Origin of the sequence: Paenibacillus sonchi (assembly GCF_016772475.1) — a bacterium.
GTDB classification, from domain to species: Bacteria; Bacillota; Bacilli; order Paenibacillales; family Paenibacillaceae; genus Paenibacillus_AQ; species Paenibacillus_AQ sonchi.
This window is the reverse complement of the sequence record NZ_CP068595.1, coordinates 1,808,256-1,829,613: the sequence shown is the minus strand read 5'-3', so window position 1 is coordinate 1,829,613 and position 21,358 is coordinate 1,808,256. Positions and strand designations below refer to the sequence as shown.

The window sequence follows — 21,358 nt, the reverse complement described above, 5'->3', positions numbered from 1 at the left end:
TACAATATAAGGAATGATATGCCTTGTGCAATAAAGGTCCTTATATTACCCGTGAAACGGTTGCCGTCCTTACTATCAAGGACGGCAATGTCGTTTCTACTTGTCTGGATTCTCTGGCTTGTGACATAAAGGAAGGGAGGAACGGCAATGAACTACCGGAAGAAACCTTTGGAGGAAGTACCGGAGGAAAATACCGCAATTTGGGCCTGTACCAACGATGGATGTAATGGATGGATGAGGGATAATTTTGCATTCGAGCATGCGCCCTCTTGCCGTCTCTGTCACTCCCCCATGGAGCGCAGTATGAAGATGCTGCCGCAGCTGCTCAATTCCAATGGCGATCTGAAATCGCTGAAGAAGGGTATTTCCATTACCTGACCAATGCCTTTATGAGTCAAGACTTCTATAGAACAATGAACACATCCAAGACGGTTAAACCGTCTTATTTTTTTTGCTTTCTGGAGGCAATATTGTGATATTTGTCACAAATTTATTGAATTCTAAGCCCAAATAGGGTGTATAATGTGATAAATATCACACTTTGCCCTTTGGATTTTTGACAGAATAGACATATCGAATGGGAAGAAGGAAGGGGAGAAATATGGATACAGTGATGCTGTCGCGTATACAATTTGCGTCGACGACAATTTTTCATTATTTCTTTGTACCGGTATCAATTGGACTCGCGCTCTTGATTGCAATTATGGAGACGATGTATGTCAGAAAAGGCAATGATGAGTACAAAAGAATGGCGCAGTTCTGGGGAAAGCTTTTCCTGATTAACTTCGCTGTGGGCGTAGTAACAGGAATTTTGCAGGAGTTTCAGTTCGGGATGAACTGGTCGGATTACTCGCGTTTTGTCGGTGATGTCTTTGGGGCTCCGCTGGCGATTGAAGCGCTGCTTGCTTTCTTTATGGAGTCTACATTTATTGGAATCTGGATTTTTGGCTGGGATAAGGTATCCAAACGCGTTCACCTGCTCTCGATCTGGCTGGTAGCGCTCGGAACGATGCTGTCGGCTTTCTGGATTCTGCTGGCTAACTCGTTTATGCAGCATCCGGTAGGTTTTGCTGTCAATAACGGACGGGCGGAAATGAATGATATCTGGGCACTCATTACGAACGGACAATTGCTGGTCGAGTTCCCCCATACGGTGCTGGCCGCTTACGCGACAGGGGCATTCCTGGTAACGGGAATTAGTGCATATAAATTACTGAAGAAGCAGGATGTTTCCTTTTTCCGCAAATCATTTGAGATTGCTGCGATTGTCGGCATCATTTCCTCATTTGGCGTAGCCATTGCAGGCCATGCTCAGGCGCAGTATCTGGTTGAGACCCAACCGATGAAGATGGCTGCTTCCGAAGGACTGTGGGACGACAGCGGTGACCCGGCGGCTTGGACGGTTATTGCAAATATTGACCCTGATAATAAAATAAGCACCCATGAAGTGAAAATTCCATATATGCTGAGCTTTCTCTCCTATAGTAAGTTTTCGGGATCTGTTAAAGGCATGAATACGCTGCAGGCTGAATATGAACAAGCATACGGTCCTGGTAATTATATTCCACCGGTCCGCACGACGTTCTGGAGTTTCCGGATCATGGTTGCTGCAGGCTCGCTGATGATTTTGCTGGGCGTATATGCCATTTACCTGATGTGGCGCAAGAAGATGGAACGTCCGAATACCTGGTTCATGCGCTTTATGTTCTGGGGACTGCTGCTTCCGCCGATTGCCAATACGTCGGGCTGGATCATGACAGAGATGGGGCGTCAGCCATGGACGGTATTTGGATTAATGACCACAGAGGATAGTGTATCGCCTAATATTACGAGCGGACAGGTGTTGTTCTCGGTAATTTCTTTTACAGCAATCTATGCAATCCTTGGTTTAGTGCTGGTTGGCTTATTTATCAAGGTAATCAAAAAAGGTCCTTACGCCATGGATAACGATCACGGCGAATCCCATGATCCGTATAACAAGGAGGGATCCCATGCTTTCTCTTAATGAATTATGGTTTGTGCTGATTGCCGTGCTGTTTGTCGGTTTCTTCTTCCTTGAAGGCTTTGACTTCGGAGTAGGGATGGAAACCCAGATTCTGGCCAAGAATGATACGGAGCGCCGGGTGCTGATTAATTCGATCGGGCCGTTCTGGGATGCTAACGAAGTATGGCTGCTTACAGGTGCCGGGGCGATGTTCGCCGCCTTTCCGCACTGGTATGCCACGCTTTTCAGCGGATTCTATATTCCTTTTGTGTTCGCGCTGCTGGCGCTGATTGCCCGTGGTGTGGCTTTTGAATTCAGAGGCAAAAGAGATTCGCTGGCCTGGCAGAAAACCTGGGATGTCTGCATTTTTGTAGGCAGCTTCCTGCCGCCGTTCCTGCTTGCTGTAGTGTTCGCCAGCTTCATCAAAGGGCTGCCGATCGACGGGGATATGCAGATGTATGCCGGATTCTTCGATGTAGTGAATGTTTACACTGTAGTTGCTGGTATTACAGTAGTGATGCTCTGCCTCGTACACGGCCTGATGTTCACTACGCTTCGTACGGTTGGTGATTTGCAGGAACGTGCACGCAGGCTGGCGCAAAAGCTGTTGTTCCCGCTGGCCGCGCTGCTGGTTGCTTTTGTGGTTATGACGTATTATATGACGGATGTATTTGAACAACGCGGAGGGCTGCTGCTCGTTATCGTTATTCTCGGTATTGCCGCTTATGTACTGTCCGGCTTCTTCATGAGCAAGAAGAAAGACGGGCTGGCCTTCGGAATGACTGGTGCAGTCATGGCCTTGTCGGTAGTTTCTGTCTTTGTCGGACTGTTCCCGCGGGTGATGATCAGCTCGCTGGACCAAGCCTTTAACCTGACGATTACCAACGCCGCTTCCGGCCATTATTCGCTGAAGGTGATGACGATTGTGGCGCTGTCGCTGCTGCCGTTCGTGCTGGGTTATCAGATCTGGAGCTATTTCGTCTTCCATAAACGGGTTCACGAGAAGGAGCATCTTGAATACTAATGGATAAAAATTTGCTTGGGTACAAAGGAGTTAAGCCGGTCTTTCTGATCGTCGGCTTCCTTACCCTGGTGCAAAGCCTGTCCATTCTTCTGCTGGCCAAGTCGCTGGCAGAAGTGGTCTCTGCGCTGTTTGCGGGAGAACCGCTGAAGGAACAAGGGGCGAAATTGCTCTTGTTCCTTCTTGCGTTTCTGGTGCGCCATGCCAGCGCCATGCTGATGAGCCGTGTATCTTACCGCTTCGCGGAGGCAACCGGCAGCAGCATGAGAAGACAAATGATGGATAAGCTGTTCCAGCTGGGGCCAAGGCTGGCAGGCAACCGGGGAACCGGCGATCTGGTCACGCTTGTGCTTGAAGGAGTCACGAAGTTCCGGACCTATCTGGAGCTGATTATCCCCCGGATGGTGGGGATGGCGGTTACACCGGCACTGCTGCTGGTGTATGTCTACACCCAGGATACATCAAGCGGTGTTATTCTTACCTTGACGATGCCGATCATTATTGTCTTTATGATTCTAATCGGGATGACGGCCCGCAAGCAGATGGACCGTCAATTGAAATCGTACCGCACCTTGTCCAATCACTTTGTGGATTCGCTGCGCGGTCTGGAAACGCTGAAGTTCCTCGGCCGCAGCCGCAGCCACAGCGAGAGTATTGCCGCGGTCAGTGACCGCTACCGCTCGGCGACTATGCGTACGCTGCGCGTGGCTTTTCTCTCTTCGTTCGCTATGGACTTCTTCACGATGCTGTCTGTGGCTTCGGTAGCCGTAAGCCTGGGGCTCCGGTTGGTGAATGAACAGATGACTCTGGTTACCGGACTGACGATTCTGATCCTGGCCCCGGAATATTTCCTGCCGGTGCGGCTGGTTGGTGCCGACTTCCATGCTACGCTTGACGGCAAGGAAGCAGGAGAAGCGATGAAGAGTATGATTGACCGGGAGACGGTGGAAGCCAAGCTGCTGGATGCTGCTGGAGATGCGGCTGCAGCAACAGATGCAGCCAAAACTGCTGTATTCACCTGGCAGAAGGATAGTGTGCTTGCCCTTCATCAAGTGGGCATGAAATATGAAGCAGACGGAATCGCCTCACTCTCCGGCGTGGATCTGGAGTTTAGGGGGAACGCCAAGATTGGAATCATTGGCGAGAGCGGTGCCGGGAAGTCCACGCTGGTGGATATTCTGGGCGGGTTCCTGCATCCTACCTCCGGCACGATTGAGGTGAACGGCAACAGGGTCACCGCGCTTACAGATGAGGAATGGCGCCGGCAGACCTCATATATTCCGCAGCGCCCTTATATTTTCAGCGGTACGCTTGCGGATAATGTGCGCTTTTATTATCCTGAAGCCACCACTGAAGCGGTTGCCGGAGTGGTCGCCGCGGCGGGCTTATCCAAGCTGGTGGCAGCGCTCCCGGACGGATTGGACGAAAGGATTGGCGGCGGCGGGCGTTCGCTCAGCGGGGGGCAGGAGCAGCGTGTAGCGCTGGCCCGCGCCCTGCTGAGCAGCCGCCCGGTCATGCTGCTGGATGAGCCGACCGCTCATTTGGATATCGAGACGGAGTACGAGCTGAAGGAAACGATGCTGCCGCTTTTTGAGGGGAAGCTGGTATTCCTGGCTACCCACCGGCTGCACTGGATGATCGATATGGATCTCATTGTCGTCATGCAGCAGGGGCAAGTGGCTGAGGTCGGCACACATCAAGAGCTTGTAGCCCGCAAGGGTGCTTATTATGAGCTTATTCAAAGTCAATTGGAGGGAATCCATTGAAACGTGAAGGATGGTTTGCTCCCTATTTCAACTCTTATTTCTGGCGGTTTCTCCTCATTATTGTCTTGGGCGCGCTGACTATTTTCTCCGCCTCTTCCCTGATGTACACCTCGGGGTTCCTGATCTCCAAGGCTTCCATACCGCCGGAAAATATTCTGATGATCTATGTACCGATCGTCGGCGTGCGCACCTTCGGGACCAGCCGGGCGGTGATCCACTACGTGGAACGGCTCGTTTCACATGATACGATTCTGCGGATTCTCTCGAAGATGCGTATCCGGCTGTACAATATTCTTGAACCGCAGGCGTTGTTCCTGTCTTCGCGCTTCCGTACCGGTGATATTCTCGGTATGCTCGCTGACGATATTGAATATTTGCAGAATGTATACCTGCGTACCGTATTTCCGAGTATTATCGCGCTCTTGATCTATGCTGCCGCAATCATTTCGCTGGGCACGTTCGATGTGGTGTTTGCGCTGCTGATGGGACTCTACATGCTGGTGCTTGTAATTGTCCTCCCGCTGATCTCCCTGCTGCTCACGCAGTCGCGGCAGCGGATGGTGAAGCAGGAGCGCAACCGGCTCTATCAGAAGCTGACTGACGCCGTGCTGGGCATGGGCGATTGGATCATCAGCGGACGGCAGAGCCAGTTCGTGGCCAGCTATGAAGCGGACGAGAGACTGGTCGCCCGCACAGACGGAGCCCTCCGCAGGTGGGCGCGCGCCCGGATGTTTATCGGGCAAGCCGTTGTAGGGATTGCCGTCGTATCGATCATCTACTGGGCCGCCGGAGAGTACCAGAGCGGTGCCATCGCCGGAACGCTGATTGCCGCGTTCGTGCTGGTGGTGTTCCCGGTGGCGGATGCCTTCCTTCCGGTCTCGGAGGCGGTAGAGAAGATTCCACAGTACCGTAATTCGCTGGAGCGGCTGAATGGCGTGGAAGAAGCAAAAGGGGCCACGCCGGGAGCCGAGGCCGCAGCAAGTAATGCGGAGACTGCAGCTCTTGCAAAGACTGCTGCCGGGAAGATCCAGGCAACCCGGCAGGCGCATATCCAGTTGAAAAACACAGGATACCGCTATGCCTCCGGGGAGGACTGGTCCATTCAGGACCTGAATCTTGATATCCCGCAGGGACGGAAGATTGCCATTATCGGCCGCAGCGGAGCGGGCAAGTCCACGCTGCTGAAGGTGATCCAGGGAGTGATTACCCCTTCTGTAGGGTCTGCTGTGATTAATGGCATCGCTGCTTCTGCCTACGGGGAGGACATTCCGAAGCTGATTGCCGTCCTTAACCAGAGCCCGCATCTGTTCGACACAACAGTGGCGAATAATATCCGGCTGGGCAAGCCGGATGCTTCGGACGAAGAGGTTAAGCAAGCCGGAAAGCTTGCTCAATTGGATGACCTGATCTCCTCGCTGCCTGAAGGGTACGATACACCGGTGCGTGAGGCCGGACAACGGTTCTCCGGCGGAGAACGCCAACGGATCGCCCTGGCCCGCATACTGCTGCAGAATACCCCTGCTGTAGTTCTGGATGAGCCTACCGTCGGCCTTGATCCGCGCACAGAACGCGAGCTGCTGGCCACGATGTTCACCGCAATGGCGGATAAGACGCTGATCTGGGTAACCCATCATCTGGTGGGTGCGGAGCAGATGGACGAAGTGGTCTTTATGGAGAACGGAACCGTGGAGATGCGCGGCACCCATGCTGAGCTGCTGTCGCGTGAGGCCCGATACCGCAGACTATATGAGCTGGACCGTCCGGCCGGGTTCCTTGCAAAGCAGGACGGGAAGTAGAAGGATATTGCACATTTTAGAGAGGCTCCATTCGCCCGGTTTGGGTGGAGGGGCCTTTTTCATTGAGCATATCTCACGTTCGTTCCTTGCGGCCGTATATAATTATTTATAACAGGCGTGATACAATGGAGTAATTACATATATAACCAAGATGAGGTGGAAGCATGTGAGCTCTGTCTGAGAAATAAGATAAGATCACAATCCCGGTGTCTCAGATGAGGAGAGATCAGAAATATGGAATTAACGTGGGAGCTGGACAGCCTGTACCCGTCTTTTCAGTCGGAGAAATACCGGCAGGACCGAAGGCTTTTGGCAGAATATGCAGAGCATTTGAACGAATGGGCGGCAGGACAATTACAGAACCGAATGCAGAACGAGAAGGAATTGGCACAAGTGATCGAGCAATTTTTAAAACAATATAATGCCTACAAAAGGGTCTACCACTGTCTATTCAGCTATGCGGAGCTAAGGTTCAGCCTGGACAGAAGCGATGTGGAAGCGATGAACAGGATGGATGAGCTGGAAGACGCCGCAACTGCAGCGGGTGAGGCCCATGCAGGCTTCAGCAAATGGCTGGCAGGTGTAGCAGATCTAAAGGCGGTAATAGCTTCGTCCGCATATCTTGCCGGGCACGAGTTCTATCTGTACGGGCTGCAGCGGCAGTCAGAGCATTTGCTTGGCGAAGAGGCGGAATCGGTCATTGCCCGTATGCAGAGCACCGGCTCCAAAGCCTGGGAGAGGCTGTATATGCGGACACTATCCATGCTCCGTATAGACGTACAAATCGGTGGACAAGCCCGGAGTTTATCGCTGGCTGAATTGCAGAATCTGGCCTATGACGGAGACGCATGGGTAAGAAAAGCTGCCTATGAGGCTGAGCGCGAAGCATGCCGGAGTGTAGAGGAGCAGAGCGCCGCCTGTCTGAATTCCGTAAGTGGAGAAGCGCTTGCAATCTATGGGCTGAGAGGATATGCATCACCGCTGCATAAAGTGCTGAAGGCATCCAGAATGAACCAGAAGACGCTTGGGGTGATGTTGGAAGCCATAGAGGAGAGTCTGCCGTTTTTCCATCAATATTATATGAAAAAAGCAGCGCTGCTCGGCCATTCCGGACCGCTGCCGTTTTATGATGTTTTTGCCCCGTTAGCCGAAGAGAGTTCAGCCAAAATCACCTACCCCGAAGCGGGGGATGTGATCGTCTCCGGCTTCAGCGCATTCAGCCCGGAGCTGGGCGAATTCGCCCGCAAGGTATTCCGGCAGCGCTGGATTGACGCCGAGCCAAGAGAAGGTAAAGGCAATTTCGGAATGTGCGTCGATATTTTTCCGATTGGCGAAAGCCGGATGATCACCAGCTTCACGGGGAATTATATCGATGTCAGTGTGCTGGCTCACGAGATCGGACATGCCTACCACAGCAGCTGCCTTGCTGGCGAGACTATGGTGAATACGGATTATCCGGTACCCGTTGCCGAGACGGCGTCGATTTTTTGCGAAAGCCTCATTCATGAGGAACTGCTGAACATGGCAGCTGAAAGCGAAGCCTTGGCCATTCGGGAACGGAGCCTGTCTGACGCGGGTTATTACATTGTGGATTTTTACGCCCGTTACCTATTTGAGAGCCAGCTGTATGAACGAAGACAGTCCGGTCCTCTGTCCGCCCGGGAACTGAATGACCTGATGCATGAATCGATGGCGGCAGCATATGGCGGCAGCGTAGACCCTGCGACTATCCATCCTTATCAGTGGATCAGCAAAGCCGGATATTATATGGCAGGCAATGAATTTCTGAACTTTCCCTATTCATTCGGACTGCTGTTCTCCAAGGGGCTCTATGCGCAGTATAAGAAGCAGGGTGGAGATTTCGCAGAACGTTACAGGTCTTTTCTGGCAGCTACCAGCAAAAATACCATCGCGGATGCCGCAGGACTGATGAATATCGATGTGGATTCGCCACAATTCTGGCGTGATGCGCTGGCGTTGATTGCGGAGGACATTCAGGAGTTTGTGGAGAGTGTGTAAACTCGGCTGCGGGAGTTCCTTTTTGCGGGGAAGTATGGTAGAACAGTAGAAGAAGTATATGCCCGCAGGGCACAGAAAGGGATGCTTGATGGATGTATGTAGTATGTAAGGAACATGTGGAGCTGGCTATCGACAAATTTGTGGACGAGTACGAGGATGCACCGGATATTGTGGATCTGAAAGAAACGGAGTTCTCGGATTGGGACCCGCCAGCGAAATGTGCGGAGTGCGATAAGAACGCTGAGGTTCTGGTAGTTTAGAGCTGCCTTACTTCAGAATAATGGGATCAACTATTCAAAAGCGGGCCGTGTGCCTGGATGATCATTTATCCGGCGGTATCCGGTCACTCTTGATCAGGCTTGCCCTGCAGCTGTAAAGTGAGCTGCAGGGTATTTTGCATCTTGCCGGAACGGTGTCCGTTCAAGCTTACGCCTCAGCCATTTCCTCAATCCGGCTCCCGCTGCTCCGGCGGTATGCAAAGGCGGAGACAATGGCGATGACGGCTGCAATGGAGAGTCCCCAGTAAATGTTGGAGTAAGCTGCAGACAGGGACAGCCCGTGCTGCCATTCCAGAGCACTGGCGGCCATGGCAACACCGAAGGCGCCGCTGAAGAACTGGAGCAGCTGAAATAATCCCATCCCTGAGCCAATCTGTGAGGCAGGCAGAACGCGGGAGATTTCGTTGGATACACTGCTGGACAGCGTGGTGAAGGCCAGACTCATAATCATATAGACGAACATCACTGCTATCCATGAGTGCCCGGCAAATAGAGCAAACAGTACGGTAGCGGTCAGCACCAGCAGCGGCACAAAGCGCAAGATGCCTCCATTGCCGAAGCGGTCAATGATCCGGCCTACCGACCGGGATACAAAGATCGCAAGCAGGGACCCGGGGAAAATGACAAACCCCGCATGGCTTGCGGTGAAGCCGAACCGGTGAACCAGAATCTGCGGCAGCAGGAACAGCGTTGCAAAGCTGCACAGATAGGAGGCGATTCCGACCAAAGAGAGTACCAGGTACGGGCGGTTCTTGAAAAGAGCCGGCATAACAAACGGATCAGAAATGGTGCGGATACGGCTCACGAACAAGAGAATAGCAGCTATTCCGGCAACCAGCGCAATCCACAGCCCGCTGGTCAGGAACAGCAGAAGCCCGGTGGTGCCGATGCCGAGGAAGACCCCTCCAAGTGCGTCAAAAGAGCCGCGGCTCGGCAGTTCTTTCGGCAGCAGCACCAGAAACAGCGGCACAAGCAGCAGGATAATAGCGGTAACGGCAAACAGCCAGTTCCAGCCAAAATACTGGGTAATCGCTCCGCCTGCAACAGGACCAAGTCCCAAACCAAGAGAAACAGAGGACATAATCGTCGCCATCGCCTTGCCACGGCGGCCCAGCGGGACATACCGGGTGAACAGGACAAGTGACAGCGACATAACGGCACCGGCACCGGAAGCCTGCACAATCCGCACAATCAGCAGCACAATAAAGTTCGTGCTGAAGAATCCGGCAACCGCCGCGAGGCCGAGTGTCAGCAGGCCAATCGTCAACAGCCTGCGGATCGGCAGAAAGTCGGAAAGTCTGCTGTAGGTAATCGAAGCAATGGAGAACATAATGGAATACCCGGTCACGATCCAGGAGGCGGCGGAGGCTGAGATGCCAAAGGTCTCGGTTACATCAGGCAATGCCAGATTGAACATGGCCGTATTCATAATGACGAGAACAACTGCAACACTGAACAGAAACGTCAGCAGCCCTTCCCTGGGAAGAGTGGCTTCCACTGAAGAATCTTCTTCCGCAGCAGCGGAGATTGTATTTACTGCGTTGATATAAAATGCAATTAGGAGCACGATAAATTTTTTGCAACCATTTGTACGACAAAAGGGGATATTGATCCATGAAGATACTATTTCATCCGGAACGCAAGGACATTCAGCTTGCCTCCGTACTGTATGCACTCAGTGATCCCATTCGCTTATCCATCATTTCAGATATCAGGAACAATGGTGAACAGGCCTGCAACTGCTTCAACGTGCCGGTCGCCAAATCGACGCTGTCCCACCATGCCCGGACACTGCGCGAGGCGGGGGTTGTGCATACCCGTATTCAAGGCACTCAGCGCATACTGTCCTTGCGCACCGAGGACTTGAATGCCCGGTTTCCGGGCCTGCTGGATTCGGTGCTGAGCGCTTATGAGGCCAATGGGCAGCCTGCGCTGGAGACGGAGGCAGAGGAGAGCAGCAACTGAGGGTTAACTTTTTCATGTTCTGCACAACTGAGTGGAATTTCCACGTGGAACATTTAAATTGCACCAAAAAACCACCTGATTCGACATTCCGAATTAGGTGGTTACATAGGATAGTTTTTTATAGCTGGTGTGTTATTTCAATTCAATCTGCCCTTGTTCCGTTCCCCAAAAGCCTGTTTGAACGTTCAATCAGGTTTATTCCACCTTCATTTCACTCATCAACGCATGAGTATTCCCCTCAGAATCCCGGAAGAACGCCATCCAGGTCTCGGTTTGGCCCATTTTGTTCACCATATGGGGTTCGCCGGTAAAAGCTACTCCCTTACCGATTAACTCTGCATACATTGCCTGAATATCTCCAACTTGAAAATACACAACGGAGCTGGCATTGGCGAACTCTGCTGTCTCCGGAAGGCTCAACAGCAGCCGCAGGCCGCCGAGTTCAAAGAAGGCCATACGGTCCGTCTGAAATAGCAGCGGAAGGCCCAGCAGGTTTTGATAAAAATGTACCGCTCGTCCCATTTCTTTCACAGGTATCCCGATTTGCCCCACCTTGTGAATCCTATTCTTTTCCACACTGCATTGCTCCCTTCTTCATCTCATGACTTCTTTATATAATAATAATTGTTTTTTGAACAATGTCACATTTTCAAGGGATGCTTCGTTGTACAGGTTGAAAGGGGGAGAGGATTGAATGATGTAGAGCTCCGCCGGATAATAGCTGACGTGCTGGAAGGGAACATCGAAAGGTTTGAGGAGATTATGCGAACCTATCAGAAAGCGATCATACTCTATTGTTATCATATGCTGGGGCATTATTCGGAGGCTGAGGACAGCGGGCAGGAGGTGTTTCTGAAGGCCTTTCGTGCATTGGGCAAATATAACCCGGATATCCCCTTCGGTGCATGGCTGTATACGATTGCCTACAATCAATGTATTGATGTGATCCGCAAGCGGAAATTGACCAAATATCTGCGTCTCTTACACCGGGATGAGCGGGACAATAGACATGTAGATCAGCAGATTGAAGGCAAATATCTGGATGAAGCGGTGCAGCAGGCTTTGTCAAAATTATCGATAGAAGAGCGGAATTTGTTGATTTTGCGCTGTGTGGAGGAAATGAGCTATCAGGAGATCAGTCTGATTCTTCATCACAGCACACCCAAGCTGCGCAAAAAATATGAGCGTTCGGCCAAAAAATTCCGGAGGTATTATGCTTATGCGAAAGGAGAAGGAAGCTGTGAGATTCGACAAGGATCAGGATTTGAAGGAACTTCTTCGTAGCCCGCAGTTCAATGAGACAGACTTGTCCGGAAAAGTGATGAAGAGGTTGTATGCCGGACAAAGCGGAAAGGAGCGATTCCTGGTGAAATATAAGGTCAGTGTGATGGTCATAGCGGGAATGCTGTTGACAGCATCCTCGGGTTTTGCGGCGGTTCAATATCAATCCTTGAAGAACAAACAGGGGGAAGTTACTTATCAGGTCAAGCCTGCCAAAGTAGCCCCTGTCCCTCAGGAAGAAGAATTACAACGTTGGAAAATCAGCCGTGATTTAGGGGATAAACTGCTACAGGAGGGTTCCGCAGCTGTTTTTTATGTCGTTGCCCATAATCCCAACAGGCAAATGGACACCCGGTTTAAGCCGGTGACATTTACCGACCTCTCTGTACTCCGCAGTAAACTGTCCGGCCAGCCCGTTGTCATTGCAGACAGCTTAACAGGCAACTATGCCTTCAAAAGCGCCAAGGTGTCCTTTAAACCGGTTAATATGGTGAATCCACCTACCGCGGAAGAAGAGGCAGCCATGGCAGAGAAGCTCCGCAAGCAGGCTGAGGCATCCAATCAGGAATATGCAATGATGCCTGTAGAGCTATCCAACCAGCTTCTCCATATTGAAACGATCTATGCTCAAGGGAAGAATGAAATAGCTGTGACGATTACCAAATCAAAAAATGAATTTACAGCATATGTGGATGAAAAAGTGGATTTTACCTCGGAAAAAGTGGTTGTAGATGGGGTAGAAATGATATATACCAAATATAAAGGCGGAAATTCAATGGTCTGGACTGCTGAGATTCCGGGCAGTACAGAGCTCTATCAATATCAGATTGACGACATGAGCGGACAATATCTCAGCAAAGCGGACATGATCGAAATCGCCAAGCTGTATCTAAAATAAAAGCCGAACGATCCTCCGCGGCTGCGGTCAGGATCGTTCGGCCGTTTCTTAGGGCAAGGGCGAGGACAGTGAAACGGCCAAGCTCAACGGGGATTCAGTTTCACCTGCGAGCCCTTGCCGCCGGATTGAATTCCGGTGTCTTTGACACCGGCTTCCTTAAGGTCGGCGACCAGCCGCTCGATGACAGCCTTGGCGGCAGCTGCTTCTTTTGCGCCGGAGGCCTTCACGACAAGCTGCACCGGCTTGCCTGAGCGCAGATGCTTGTCCGCCTGCCGCAGCTTGGTGTCGTAATCATGCTCCTCGATATGAGCGGTGAAGCGCAGCTCTTTGACCTTCTCTTTCTTGCCTTGTGCACCTGCTGCCTGAGCAGAACCCGACTTTCGCGCAGTCGTTGTCTCCTTCTGCGCGGCCGCCTTTGCTTTGCCCTTCGCCATCAGGCTGCAGGGCGGCGGACTGCTCATCAGCGAGGTGCAGACGAGGTCTGCGCCTGCCGCCTTGGCCTTGGCCAAAGCTTCCGCTCTGGAGACAACCCCCAGCTGCTCGCCCCGAAGTCCTGTAAGCACCACCTCGGATGCCCTGATCTGCTCATTTAACAATACGGCCATGCCACGCAGCCTCCCTGTACACATTGATAGAACTATCATATACGTAAAAGGGCTTGTGGTTCAAATGCGGGAGTTTATGCCATGGCTTGAAAAGCATCTGCCATTCGGATGAACCAGAACGGGCAGAGAGCAGCAAAGCCATGAGAGACTGGCAGCGGCCGAAAGTCCACCTATTCCACGAGTACCGGTTATATCCCCCTAATAAAGATTACATATTCAGTTTATATAAGAGGAGTCTATCTTGCAGCAATGCTGGATCGTTGCGTGTTTTGGACAGGCATGTGATAAACTACAAAGGACAGATTCACTGGCGGGCTTCGCAGTGTCCCGAAAGAAATTACAGTATCCATGACGGAAGCAGATAGATGGAGGATTTATGTTCATTCAAATCATTAGCGTAGGCAAACTAAAGGAGAAATATTTGACGCTCGGCATCGCAGAATACGCCAAACGGCTGACGCCTTACCTCAAATTTCAGATGATTGAGGTGGCGGATGAGAAAGCACCAGACAACCTCAGCGATGCAGAGGTTGTTCAGGTGAAGGTGCGCGAGGGCGAACGTATCCTCGCGCACCTCAAAAGCGAGGCGCATGTCATTGCGCTCGCGATCGACGGCAAGCTCTGGAGCTCGGAAGAGCTTGCCGCAGAGCTCGACCGGCTCGGCACCTACGGGACGAGCCATGTCGTCTTCGTCATCGGAGGGAGCCACGGGCTCTCCGATGACGTTATGCGCCGCGCCCAGCAGCGCATGAGCTTCGGGCGCATGACGCTGCCCCACCAGCTCATGCGCCTGGTCCTCACCGAGCAGATTTATCGGGCGGTGAAGATCAATCGGGGGGAGCCGTATCATAAGTAGGGGCAAGTTTAGGCTTTAATAAGGTGATTTTATTATCGTAATACACTATACTTGTTATAAGTAATATATTGGGTACTGGGGGAATTCTTATTTCATTATTAAATCAAATAGATTTGGCCGGAAAAGATATTTCGACCGATTCATATTCAATGTCTATTGGTGAATTACTAACCATGTATAAAGATGGGGAGCTTGAACTCCATCCTGAATTCCAAAGATTGTTTAGATGGACTATTGAACAAAAATCTAGGTTGATTGAGTCTTTACTTCTAGGAATACCAATTCCTTCGATTTTTGTTTCTCAGACAGATAAAGGAACTTGGGAAGTAATTGACGGGTTACAGCGTTTATCGACGATATTCGAACTTACAGGTGATTTACGTCATCCTGACGGTACTGAGCGCACTCCATTATCATTGAATGGAACGAAATATTTACCGGCTCTTAATCAACTTCAGTGGGTATCAGAAGACCTAACTAAGCAACTCCCATCTGAGGCCAAGCTCAGAATAAAAAGAGCTCGAGTGGACGTAAACATTGTTTTGAGTAAAAGTGATGTAACAGCAAAGTATGAGCTCTTCCAAAGACTAAATACTGGTGGTACTGAGGCATCGGAGCAAGAGGTGAGAAATGCAATTCTAGTTATGACAAATAGGGGTTTTTTCTCTTGGATAACTGATCTCGCTAACTATAGTAATTTTAGGGCTTGCCTACCGATTACTGAAAAGGCTCTGGATGAACAATACGATTTAGAATTAGTAACTAGATTTATTACGTTAAGCATTCTTCCTGAGGATCAATTAAAAAATATAAATGATCTCGGTACCTTCCTTACCGACAAAATTCTTGAGATGGCTATGGAGCAGTCACCAGCAATAAAAGAAAAAGTTGATTACTCTTTTAGAAGATGTTTTGATGCATTGGCAACAATACTTGGCGAAAACAGCTTTAAAAAGTATGATGTGGCAAGACAACAATCTTCAGGTCAAGTATTGATCTCTCTTTTTGAAGTTATTGCTATGGGGATTGGGTATTATGCAAAAGAAGAAACCTACGAAATTTCCGAAGAGCTAATAACTCGTGTTCATCAGGAAATTCCTAGGAATCCCAAATTCATGACAACAGCTGGTTCTGGTATTAGAGCATCAACTAGAATACCCAATACTATTGGATTGGGGCGTGAGCTATTCTCCCCATGAAGATTAGAAGCCAAACGGAACTCCAAGATTTTCTTGACAATAACCTCTCTAAGCGTAAAAAGGAGTTAACTACATACAAATTTACTATAAGTTCCGCAAGAGACCATGAAAAGGGTCCCCTCTTAAGAGGGGCAATACCGTTAGTGTATGCTCATTGGGAAGGTTTTATTAAATATTCTTCAATCGCTTATTTAGATTTTATCGCGAGAAAGAGTCCAGTTTTGAATAGTTTAAAAAGTAATTTTATGGCTGTAGCTCTGCGCGACAAGATTGTCACTACGGCAAGATCTAAAAAAACTGAACTTCATGAAGATTTAATCAGTTTTATCCTTGAAAATTTAGACAAAAATATTTCATTTGATCCAATTACTGTAATTGATACTGAATCAAACTTATCATCATCGGTACTTAAGAATATAATGTTTACAGTAGGGTTTGATTTTGATGAAGTATGGGAAAAGAAAATACAACAAATTGATAGTAAGTTATTAAAGCATCGGAACGAGATCGCTCACGGTGAATTAATCGAAATTTCTGAGGAAATATACGAGGAATTACATAATTTTGTTCTAAATACTTTAGAGCAATATAAAACGTTAATAGAAAATGCAGCCTACACTTCGAATTATCAAAAAACAAGTTAATTACTATGAATCCTGTGGCTACTGCCACAGGATTCATAGTTTTTCGGAAAGTATTAAGAAAAAGCTTGCCGTTATAGACAGCGCGGTGAACCGTATCATAAATAAGGCGAACGGTCACGATATTGTTAACATCAGAGCAGGTATTAACAGTAAGCAGGAGTTTTAAATCGATAACCGTACTGTTGCTCCAAATCCAGCGGTATATATATTTAGCATTAATTATTGAAAGGAGAATGGAGATGACTGTAAAATTTATCATGAATTATACGGATGGAGATTTCATCGAAAACATTGAAGTTCCAATTTATGAAGTGTACCGCAAGGGTACCTCTTTTCAACTGTACCACTTAAATCGCAACCCTGCTCTTATTGAACATAAAGAATTGCTGGTTATTGATGAAAAGGGGGTTGCACCAGAGTGTATGTTTAGAAGTGTTACTGAATTTTGCGAAAAAATTATCCCCTATTTATTAAATAGGAAAAATGAGTCATTATTTTTATTTGGGGAGTACTATGATGCAGAGAAAGATAAGATGATGGACATTGATGATATCGAGATTTCCTGTTTAATAGGCGGGGTAGCCACCTTACAAGAAGAAGAGACAAGGTAGTTTAGGTTTAATATGATATGAAAACGGCAGATGTCAAAGTGCAGTCAAACGTTACCTCATTAAGTTCCTTGAAGGAGAGTTGTAGAAATATGGTTTTTACTTGAGCAAAACAGGGTGCATCTCGAGAGAGATGCATTTTTTCGTTCCTAATTACAGCAAGATGTGGAAAGTCGAGCGAAACCCGTTATGTTATTTTATTTGCAGAGAAGGAATGATCAAATTCGAGCAAAGAAAGGAGCAGACAGAATGACGAGCGAGCCGCGATCTTACAAATCAGAATCGGTAGGGAGTTTTTTGATAGGCGCATAGATATGGTAGGTCGAATCCAGATGGTGGACGTCATCAAAAGCTTGGATGAGTTCAATATCGGTTTCTGCCGTTTCTTGCCTGGAAATCTTTAGGAATCTGGCATAGTCGCTTTTCAGTACATCCCCAATGTCAAGTATTTCACCACAATAGTTGAACCTCGCACAAAAAATCTGTGGCACATCAACCGTGAAAAAATAAGGTTTATCAATTTCAATGCTGCTTGGGATCCCAAACAGTACCTTAAACCGAGTTGAATCGGGTTGACAGTTTGAATAAATGACATAACAGGGACCGTGTATGGTTTCATCAATATGACTCAACAGCATTTCTGAATGTGCGCGGATCTTCTCCTTGTAATCATCATTGGCTAAATTCACTTCAAAAGCGATCCCGCTGATCCGGGTCTCCTTGAATTCGGTCAGGGTGAAATCCGTGACGATATCACCGTTAATGTTTTTTATAGGCCTCTTCACCACTGTAGGTATGGGGACAGGAGAGAGGGTTGTCAGTCCTGTTTTTAAAGAACTTGGAGCTACGCCGTATTGTCGTTTGAAAGCACGAGTGAATGAGGCTTGCGTACCGAAGTTGAGCTGATAAGCAATATCGGTTAGAGACCTGTTTTTGTTTTGAATAAGGGTTAAAGATGCATTCAATCTTCTGGATAGAATGTATTGGTTTAACGAACAGCTCATCATAGCAGAAAACAGCCGATGAAAATAGTATTTAGACATGTTGAAGGTATTGGCAACGGTTTCTACGGTTAAGGACTGTTGTAAATGGCCCTCAATATGGATCAAAGCACGTTCGATGACTTCGTTATGGTCCATAATAACTCCTTATATCAAGTTTTTGAGGCAAGTATACCATACGTCCATCAGCAAATAAATTTATTGTCTTAGGAGGCAAAAAAGATGACGCGAGACCGAAGGAATGCAAGGATACTGGGGATTTTTTATATCCTTGCTGCAGTGACGTCAATTATAGCGGTTGTTTTGTATGGGCCGGTTTTGTCAGAACAATGGCAGATGGCCGTGGCAAATGGATCGGAAACGAAGGTCTTAATCGGTGTATTAAATGACCTCTCACTTTTGGTAACCGCTGTTGGTACAGCAGTCATGCTGTTTCCCTACGTTCGGCATTGGAATGAGCATCTTGCACTAGGGTATCTTTGTTTTCGGTTTATGGAAGCTGTTTTTATTGCGATTGGTCTCGTAAGTATATTGGGTTTGTTACAACTTAGTTCATATTATGATACAACTACCTTAGCAAGTAAAACCAATTTTGAGCCCATAGGACTGTTGCTGCAGTCGATTTATCGCTGGACGGCTATGCTGGGTCCAAATTTCATGTTGGGCATAAATACTAGTCTGTATAGTTATCTGCTTTATCGAACAGGCTATGTGCCTAAACCGTTAGCGGTTTTCGGAATGATTACAGCGGTTATGGTATTTTTAGCTGGTTTGCTGCAAATGTTTGGGATCATCGGACCCTATTCGGCGGTAAAAGGATTGATGGCGCTTCCTGTGGGCGTTTACGAGATGAGCTTGGCAGCCTGGTTATTTGTGAAGGGATTTCATCGGGAGAACCTTGCTAAATTGAGAGCAAAAACAACTTGCTAGATATAGAAACTCATTTTTTTAAAACTTGCCGCTTCAGACAATGCGGTGAACCGTATCATAAGTAGGTCAAAATTTTGAGTAGGAGGAGTTGCCTATAGGTGGGGAATAGATTGGAAGGAGTTGTTGCGGGTGCCGCATTTATCTTGCGTCTCCGGCAGGCGACATAGATTCTTATGTTGACGGAGGCTGGACTGCTCAATAACCCTATTAAGGGGGATTCGGGTTACATTGGAGAAGTTGAGCGCCGCGATAAATGCGGCTTACTCATAACCGATGAAAAGGGCACCCATTAGGGTGTCCCTTAAAGCGATAGCCGCATTGCGAACGAAGTTCAGAAGATCGTCTCCTAAGCAAAGTTCTTCTGGAACTCAGCCATGAAGAACACCCCCGTCAAGAAACTCACGGCTATAGATGTCGGAGATTCTGTCCAGCACACGCTGCACTTGTTCTGTAAATTTCAAGTCCGCAACCCGATCTTTCAACAAAAACACGCCGGTCTCATTGCGGTGTTTGCCGAGGGCTCCCTCAAATAATAGGTTGGCGCCATGGGTAGGCGGAGAGGAAAAAACCTTCATAAACAGTTCAAACCATGCGGTCAGTCCGGAATCCTTTCCTTTTCTTAGCGTGTTGTTAATTCCCGGGTCTACGCTGCGGATCTTGATGCCTTCCTTGGCAAGTTGTGGTGCGACGGCTTGAGTCCACAACGAAAGAGCTAGCTTTGAAGTCGCATAAGGGCCATACATTTTGCGGAAGGTTTTGGGATGCTCTAAGTTTTCGATCGAAAACTCCTTCGTAAATCTAAGCACCTGCGATGAAGTGTTAATCACCGTTTTTAAGCTGCCGTTTTTCAACAGCTCCTTCAATTCCATCAGAATAATATAAGGAACGACCGTCAACAATTCATAATGCATTTCGCGGCCTTGTTTCGAATAGCGCAGCTCACTTAAGCCTCCTCCGGCGTTGTTGAACAAAATATCGATCCGCTGCTCCTTGCTTTTGATTTCTTTCAAAGAGCGTCTCAAGCTGCCATAATCGGTGAGATCCTTCACTTTATAGGCTCGGAGCCATCCGTTCTTGAGGGCATCTTGAATGAGCATATCGTCCGCCGGAAAATCGGAACGGTTCAAAGTAATGACCTGCCAGTTCTGCGATAGAAGTTTCCGGGCTAATGCCAAGCCGATTCCCTGGCTCGCGCCTGTGATCAGTGCGATATGTTCTCGTTGGTTCGTATTCAATGGATGTCCCCCCCCTCATATTTCAAAATACTCTCCACTTATTTGCGCACATCAGTCGGCGGTAGGCAGTAGAATCAGTTTGCCGTGGGCACGCCCACTCTGACTGATTTCGAGGGCTGTTCGCCAGTCGTCGAGTGAGAAAGTCTGGGCGACTGGGATCGTAAACTTGCCCTCTGCGGTATATTTGGCGAAGTGGCCAACAACGTCATAACGCAGGGAAGGTTCTTTTCCGTAGCTGCCCCGATCTCACCCCGAGAGTATCAATCCCCCGGTAAGCGGTTTCGACCGCCATTGGCAGTGCTGCGGCCTGTACAAAGTCGAGTCCAGCCGGCATGCGGAACCAGTAGTACATAATCGCTCGGTCCGGCGCACCAGCGCTCGATCCGCCCATGAAATCCGCGGCACCAAGAACGGCATCACCAATGGCGATACCGGTTACGCCCTCTCCAACCGCGTCTACAAATTCAAGCGGTCTGTTCTTCCAAGAAAAAGGGGCTTCAGATCTGGGAGCCGCCTCCGTCGACAGGGAACTCAGCCCCGGTGGTATAGGTGGCGTCAAATGCTAGGAATGCTACGACTTTGGCGACCTCGACTGGATCGCCCAAACGCAACATCGGGATCTGCTGTGTCATCTGTGCTTTTGTCTGTTCGGCAGCTTCTTTCGGCATTGCCTTCTCTAAGATACCTGTGTCAATGACGCCAGGACTGACTGCGTTGACGCGAATATTTCGAGGCAATAACTCGCGTGCCAGACTTCGAGTCATGGAGCGTAGCGCCGCTTTACTAGCTGCATACGCACTGAGCATGGGGAGACCCACTACGTTCACGATTGAAGTAGTAAGTACTACCCCGCTTCCTGTGCTCAGGAGTGGAGCGAGTTTTTGTACGGTGAAGTACGGCCCTTTGGCGTTGATTGTAAATATCTCGTCGTACGTTTCTTCGGCCGTTGACTCGAAAGGGACAAAGCCAGTGACACCTGCGTTAACGAACAGGGCATCTATCGTGCCAAATTCAACCTTCACTCGATCGGCCAACGCGGCGATATCCTTCAATGAGCCGGCATCACTCAAGAACGCGATTACGTTGTTGCCGAGTTGTTCACGAGCCGTGTCAAGCGTCGCCTGAGTACGTCCGGTAATCAGCACGTGTGCTCCTTCATCCACTAGCAACTTCGCTGTCGCGAGGCCGATTCCACTGCTGCCTCCCGTAATCACGACTTTCTTACCGGAGAATTTGCCCTTACTGGATAGTTCCATTTGAATCGTCCTCCCT

The 21,358-nt window shown here is 49.1% G+C and carries 23 protein-coding genes; 15 read left to right on the top strand and 8 right to left on the bottom strand.

Going from position 1 to position 21,358, the window contains the following annotated elements; translation table 11 throughout:
- The first annotated feature begins 147 nt into the window (after window positions 1–147).
- The 7 genes from JI735_RS08435 (at window position 148) to JI735_RS08405 (ending at window position 8,846) form a co-directional block, all read left to right on the top strand.
- Window positions 148–378: a cold-shock protein gene (locus JI735_RS08435; protein ID WP_020425962.1), complete on the top strand. Its 231-nt coding sequence runs from the start codon at window positions 148–150 to the stop codon at window positions 376–378.
- 223 nt (window positions 379–601) lie between these two features.
- Window positions 602–2,005, top strand: a complete 1,404-nt coding sequence (locus JI735_RS08430) for a cytochrome ubiquinol oxidase subunit I (protein WP_039832187.1) — start codon at window positions 602–604, stop codon at window positions 2,003–2,005.
- The gene (gene cydB, locus JI735_RS08425) at window positions 1,992–3,008 is read left to right on the top strand and encodes a cytochrome d ubiquinol oxidase subunit II (protein ID WP_039832186.1); all 1,017 of its coding nucleotides are present in this window, start codon (window positions 1,992–1,994) and stop codon (window positions 3,006–3,008) included. Before JI735_RS08430 ends, cydB begins: the two co-directional genes overlap by 14 nt.
- Window positions 3,008–4,771: a thiol reductant ABC exporter subunit CydD gene (gene cydD, locus JI735_RS08420; RefSeq protein WP_202677316.1), complete on the top strand. Its 1,764-nt coding sequence runs from the start codon at window positions 3,008–3,010 to the stop codon at window positions 4,769–4,771. The genes cydB and cydD overlap by 1 nt, the downstream gene beginning before the upstream one ends.
- Window positions 4,768–6,567 (top strand): thiol reductant ABC exporter subunit CydC, encoded by a 1,800-nt coding sequence (gene cydC, locus JI735_RS08415; RefSeq protein WP_039833532.1) that lies wholly within the window; start codon window positions 4,768–4,770, stop codon window positions 6,565–6,567. The genes cydD and cydC overlap by 4 nt, the downstream gene beginning before the upstream one ends.
- 234 nt (window positions 6,568–6,801) lie before the next feature.
- Entirely contained in the window at window positions 6,802–8,586 is a 1,785-nt protein-coding gene (locus JI735_RS08410; protein ID WP_039833533.1) for a M3 family oligoendopeptidase, read from the top strand.
- A gap of 92 nt (window positions 8,587–8,678) precedes the next feature.
- Window positions 8,679–8,846 carry a CxxH/CxxC protein gene (locus JI735_RS08405; protein ID WP_019914591.1) on the top strand — a complete coding sequence of 56 codons (168 nt, stop codon included), beginning with the start codon at window positions 8,679–8,681 and terminating at the stop codon, window positions 8,844–8,846.
- 166 nt (window positions 8,847–9,012) lie between these two features.
- Here JI735_RS08405 and JI735_RS08400 read toward each other — a convergent pair whose 3' ends face one another.
- Window positions 9,013–10,362 carry an MFS transporter gene (locus tag JI735_RS08400; protein ID WP_233476314.1) on the bottom strand — a complete coding sequence of 450 codons (1,350 nt, stop codon included), beginning with the start codon at window positions 10,360–10,362 and terminating at the stop codon, window positions 9,013–9,015.
- A 116-nt stretch (window positions 10,363–10,478) separates the two neighbouring features.
- Here JI735_RS08400 and JI735_RS08395 point away from each other — a divergent pair, with 116 nt between their 5' ends.
- Window positions 10,479–10,829, top strand: coding sequence for an ArsR/SmtB family transcription factor (locus JI735_RS08395; RefSeq protein WP_039833535.1), 351 nt, complete (start codon window positions 10,479–10,481; stop codon window positions 10,827–10,829).
- A 195-nt stretch (window positions 10,830–11,024) separates the two neighbouring features.
- Here JI735_RS08395 and JI735_RS08390 read toward each other — a convergent pair whose 3' ends face one another.
- On the bottom strand, window positions 11,025–11,405 hold the full coding sequence (locus JI735_RS08390; protein ID WP_039833536.1) for a VOC family protein: 381 nt from the start codon (window positions 11,403–11,405) through the stop codon (window positions 11,025–11,027).
- Window positions 11,406–11,519: 114 nt separating this feature from the next.
- Between JI735_RS08390 and JI735_RS08385 the strand changes: the two genes are divergently transcribed.
- On the top strand, window positions 11,520–12,113 hold the full coding sequence (locus JI735_RS08385) for an RNA polymerase sigma factor (protein WP_039833537.1): 594 nt from the start codon (window positions 11,520–11,522) through the stop codon (window positions 12,111–12,113).
- Window positions 12,070–13,008 carry a hypothetical protein gene (locus JI735_RS08380; RefSeq protein WP_039833538.1) on the top strand — a complete coding sequence of 313 codons (939 nt, stop codon included), beginning with the start codon at window positions 12,070–12,072 and terminating at the stop codon, window positions 13,006–13,008. Before JI735_RS08385 ends, JI735_RS08380 begins: the two co-directional genes overlap by 44 nt.
- A gap of 83 nt (window positions 13,009–13,091) precedes the next feature.
- Here the strand turns inward: JI735_RS08380 and infC are convergent, their stop codons facing one another.
- Window positions 13,092–13,613, bottom strand: coding sequence for a translation initiation factor IF-3 (infC, locus tag JI735_RS08375; protein ID WP_039833539.1), 522 nt, complete (start codon window positions 13,611–13,613; stop codon window positions 13,092–13,094).
- Window positions 13,614–13,989: 376 nt separating this feature from the next.
- Here infC and rlmH point away from each other — a divergent pair, with 376 nt between their 5' ends.
- The 4 genes from rlmH to JI735_RS08355 all read left to right on the top strand — a co-directional run bounded on the left by rlmH (window position 13,990) and on the right by JI735_RS08355 (window position 16,923).
- Window positions 13,990–14,469: a 23S rRNA (pseudouridine(1915)-N(3))-methyltransferase RlmH gene (rlmH, locus tag JI735_RS08370; RefSeq protein WP_202677315.1), complete on the top strand. Its 480-nt coding sequence runs from the start codon at window positions 13,990–13,992 to the stop codon at window positions 14,467–14,469.
- 68 nt (window positions 14,470–14,537) lie between these two features.
- Window positions 14,538–15,668, top strand: coding sequence for a DUF262 domain-containing protein (locus JI735_RS08365; protein ID WP_209439915.1), 1,131 nt, complete (start codon window positions 14,538–14,540; stop codon window positions 15,666–15,668).
- Entirely contained in the window at window positions 15,665–16,312 is a 648-nt protein-coding gene (locus JI735_RS08360) for an MAE_28990/MAE_18760 family HEPN-like nuclease (RefSeq protein ID WP_039832499.1), read from the top strand. The genes JI735_RS08365 and JI735_RS08360 overlap by 4 nt, the downstream gene beginning before the upstream one ends.
- A gap of 239 nt (window positions 16,313–16,551) precedes the next feature.
- Window positions 16,552–16,923, top strand: coding sequence for a hypothetical protein (locus JI735_RS08355; protein ID WP_039832500.1), 372 nt, complete (start codon window positions 16,552–16,554; stop codon window positions 16,921–16,923).
- A gap of 266 nt (window positions 16,924–17,189) precedes the next feature.
- Here the strand turns inward: JI735_RS08355 and JI735_RS08350 are convergent, their stop codons facing one another.
- Window positions 17,190–18,059 carry a helix-turn-helix transcriptional regulator gene (locus JI735_RS08350; protein WP_039832501.1) on the bottom strand — a complete coding sequence of 290 codons (870 nt, stop codon included), beginning with the start codon at window positions 18,057–18,059 and terminating at the stop codon, window positions 17,190–17,192.
- Window positions 18,060–18,143: 84 nt separating this feature from the next.
- Between JI735_RS08350 and JI735_RS08345 the strand changes: the two genes are divergently transcribed.
- Window positions 18,144–18,851 (top strand): DUF4386 domain-containing protein, encoded by a 708-nt coding sequence (locus JI735_RS08345; protein WP_039832502.1) that lies wholly within the window; start codon window positions 18,144–18,146, stop codon window positions 18,849–18,851.
- 368 nt (window positions 18,852–19,219) lie between these two features.
- Here JI735_RS08345 and JI735_RS08340 read toward each other — a convergent pair whose 3' ends face one another.
- The 4 genes from JI735_RS08340 to JI735_RS08330 all read right to left on the bottom strand — a co-directional run bounded on the left by JI735_RS08340 (window position 19,220) and on the right by JI735_RS08330 (window position 21,342).
- Window positions 19,220–20,086, bottom strand: coding sequence for an SDR family NAD(P)-dependent oxidoreductase (locus JI735_RS08340; protein ID WP_039832503.1), 867 nt, complete (start codon window positions 20,084–20,086; stop codon window positions 19,220–19,222).
- A gap of 51 nt (window positions 20,087–20,137) precedes the next feature.
- The gene (locus JI735_RS35465; protein WP_233476455.1) at window positions 20,138–20,245 is read right to left on the bottom strand and encodes a hypothetical protein; all 108 of its coding nucleotides are present in this window, start codon (window positions 20,243–20,245) and stop codon (window positions 20,138–20,140) included.
- A gap of 46 nt (window positions 20,246–20,291) precedes the next feature.
- A complete protein-coding gene (locus tag JI735_RS35460) occupies window positions 20,292–20,477 on the bottom strand; it encodes a hypothetical protein (protein WP_039832505.1) in 186 nt (61 codons plus the stop codon).
- Window positions 20,478–20,583: 106 nt separating this feature from the next.
- Complete coding sequence (locus tag JI735_RS08330) at window positions 20,584–21,342, bottom strand: SDR family oxidoreductase (protein WP_039832506.1); 759 nt, start codon at window positions 21,340–21,342, stop codon at window positions 20,584–20,586.
- Window positions 21,343–21,358: the final 16 nt, after the last annotated feature.

What these genes read in the sequence shown, in the direction of transcription:
- JI735_RS08435 (WP_020425962.1), top strand. Translation starts at nt 148, where the DNA reads ATGAACTACCGGAAGAAACCTTTGGAGGAAGTACCGGAGGAAAATACC.
- JI735_RS08430 (WP_039832187.1), top strand. Translation starts at nt 602, where the DNA reads ATGGATACAGTGATGCTGTCGCGTATACAATTTGCGTCGACGACAATT.
- cydB (WP_039832186.1), top strand. Translation starts at nt 1,992, where the DNA reads ATGCTTTCTCTTAATGAATTATGGTTTGTGCTGATTGCCGTGCTGTTT.
- cydD (WP_202677316.1), top strand. Translation starts at nt 3,008, where the DNA reads ATGGATAAAAATTTGCTTGGGTACAAAGGAGTTAAGCCGGTCTTTCTG.
- JI735_RS08410 (WP_039833533.1), top strand. Translation starts at nt 6,802, where the DNA reads ATGGAATTAACGTGGGAGCTGGACAGCCTGTACCCGTCTTTTCAGTCG.
- JI735_RS08405 (WP_019914591.1), top strand. Translation starts at nt 8,679, where the DNA reads ATGTATGTAGTATGTAAGGAACATGTGGAGCTGGCTATCGACAAATTT.
- JI735_RS08395 (WP_039833535.1), top strand. Translation starts at nt 10,479, where the DNA reads ATGAAGATACTATTTCATCCGGAACGCAAGGACATTCAGCTTGCCTCC.
- infC (WP_039833539.1), bottom strand. Translation starts at nt 13,613, where the DNA reads ATGGCCGTATTGTTAAATGAGCAGATCAGGGCATCCGAGGTGGTGCTT.
- rlmH (WP_202677315.1), top strand. Translation starts at nt 13,990, where the DNA reads ATGTTCATTCAAATCATTAGCGTAGGCAAACTAAAGGAGAAATATTTG.
- JI735_RS08360 (WP_039832499.1), top strand. Translation starts at nt 15,665, where the DNA reads ATGAAGATTAGAAGCCAAACGGAACTCCAAGATTTTCTTGACAATAAC.
- JI735_RS08355 (WP_039832500.1), top strand. Translation starts at nt 16,552, where the DNA reads ATGACTGTAAAATTTATCATGAATTATACGGATGGAGATTTCATCGAA.
- JI735_RS08350 (WP_039832501.1), bottom strand. Translation starts at nt 18,059, where the DNA reads ATGGACCATAACGAAGTCATCGAACGTGCTTTGATCCATATTGAGGGC.
- JI735_RS08345 (WP_039832502.1), top strand. Translation starts at nt 18,144, where the DNA reads ATGACGCGAGACCGAAGGAATGCAAGGATACTGGGGATTTTTTATATC.
- JI735_RS35460 (WP_039832505.1), bottom strand. Translation starts at nt 20,477, where the DNA reads ATGGGCGGATCGAGCGCTGGTGCGCCGGACCGAGCGATTATGTACTAC.
- JI735_RS08330 (WP_039832506.1), bottom strand. Translation starts at nt 21,342, where the DNA reads ATGGAACTATCCAGTAAGGGCAAATTCTCCGGTAAGAAAGTCGTGATT.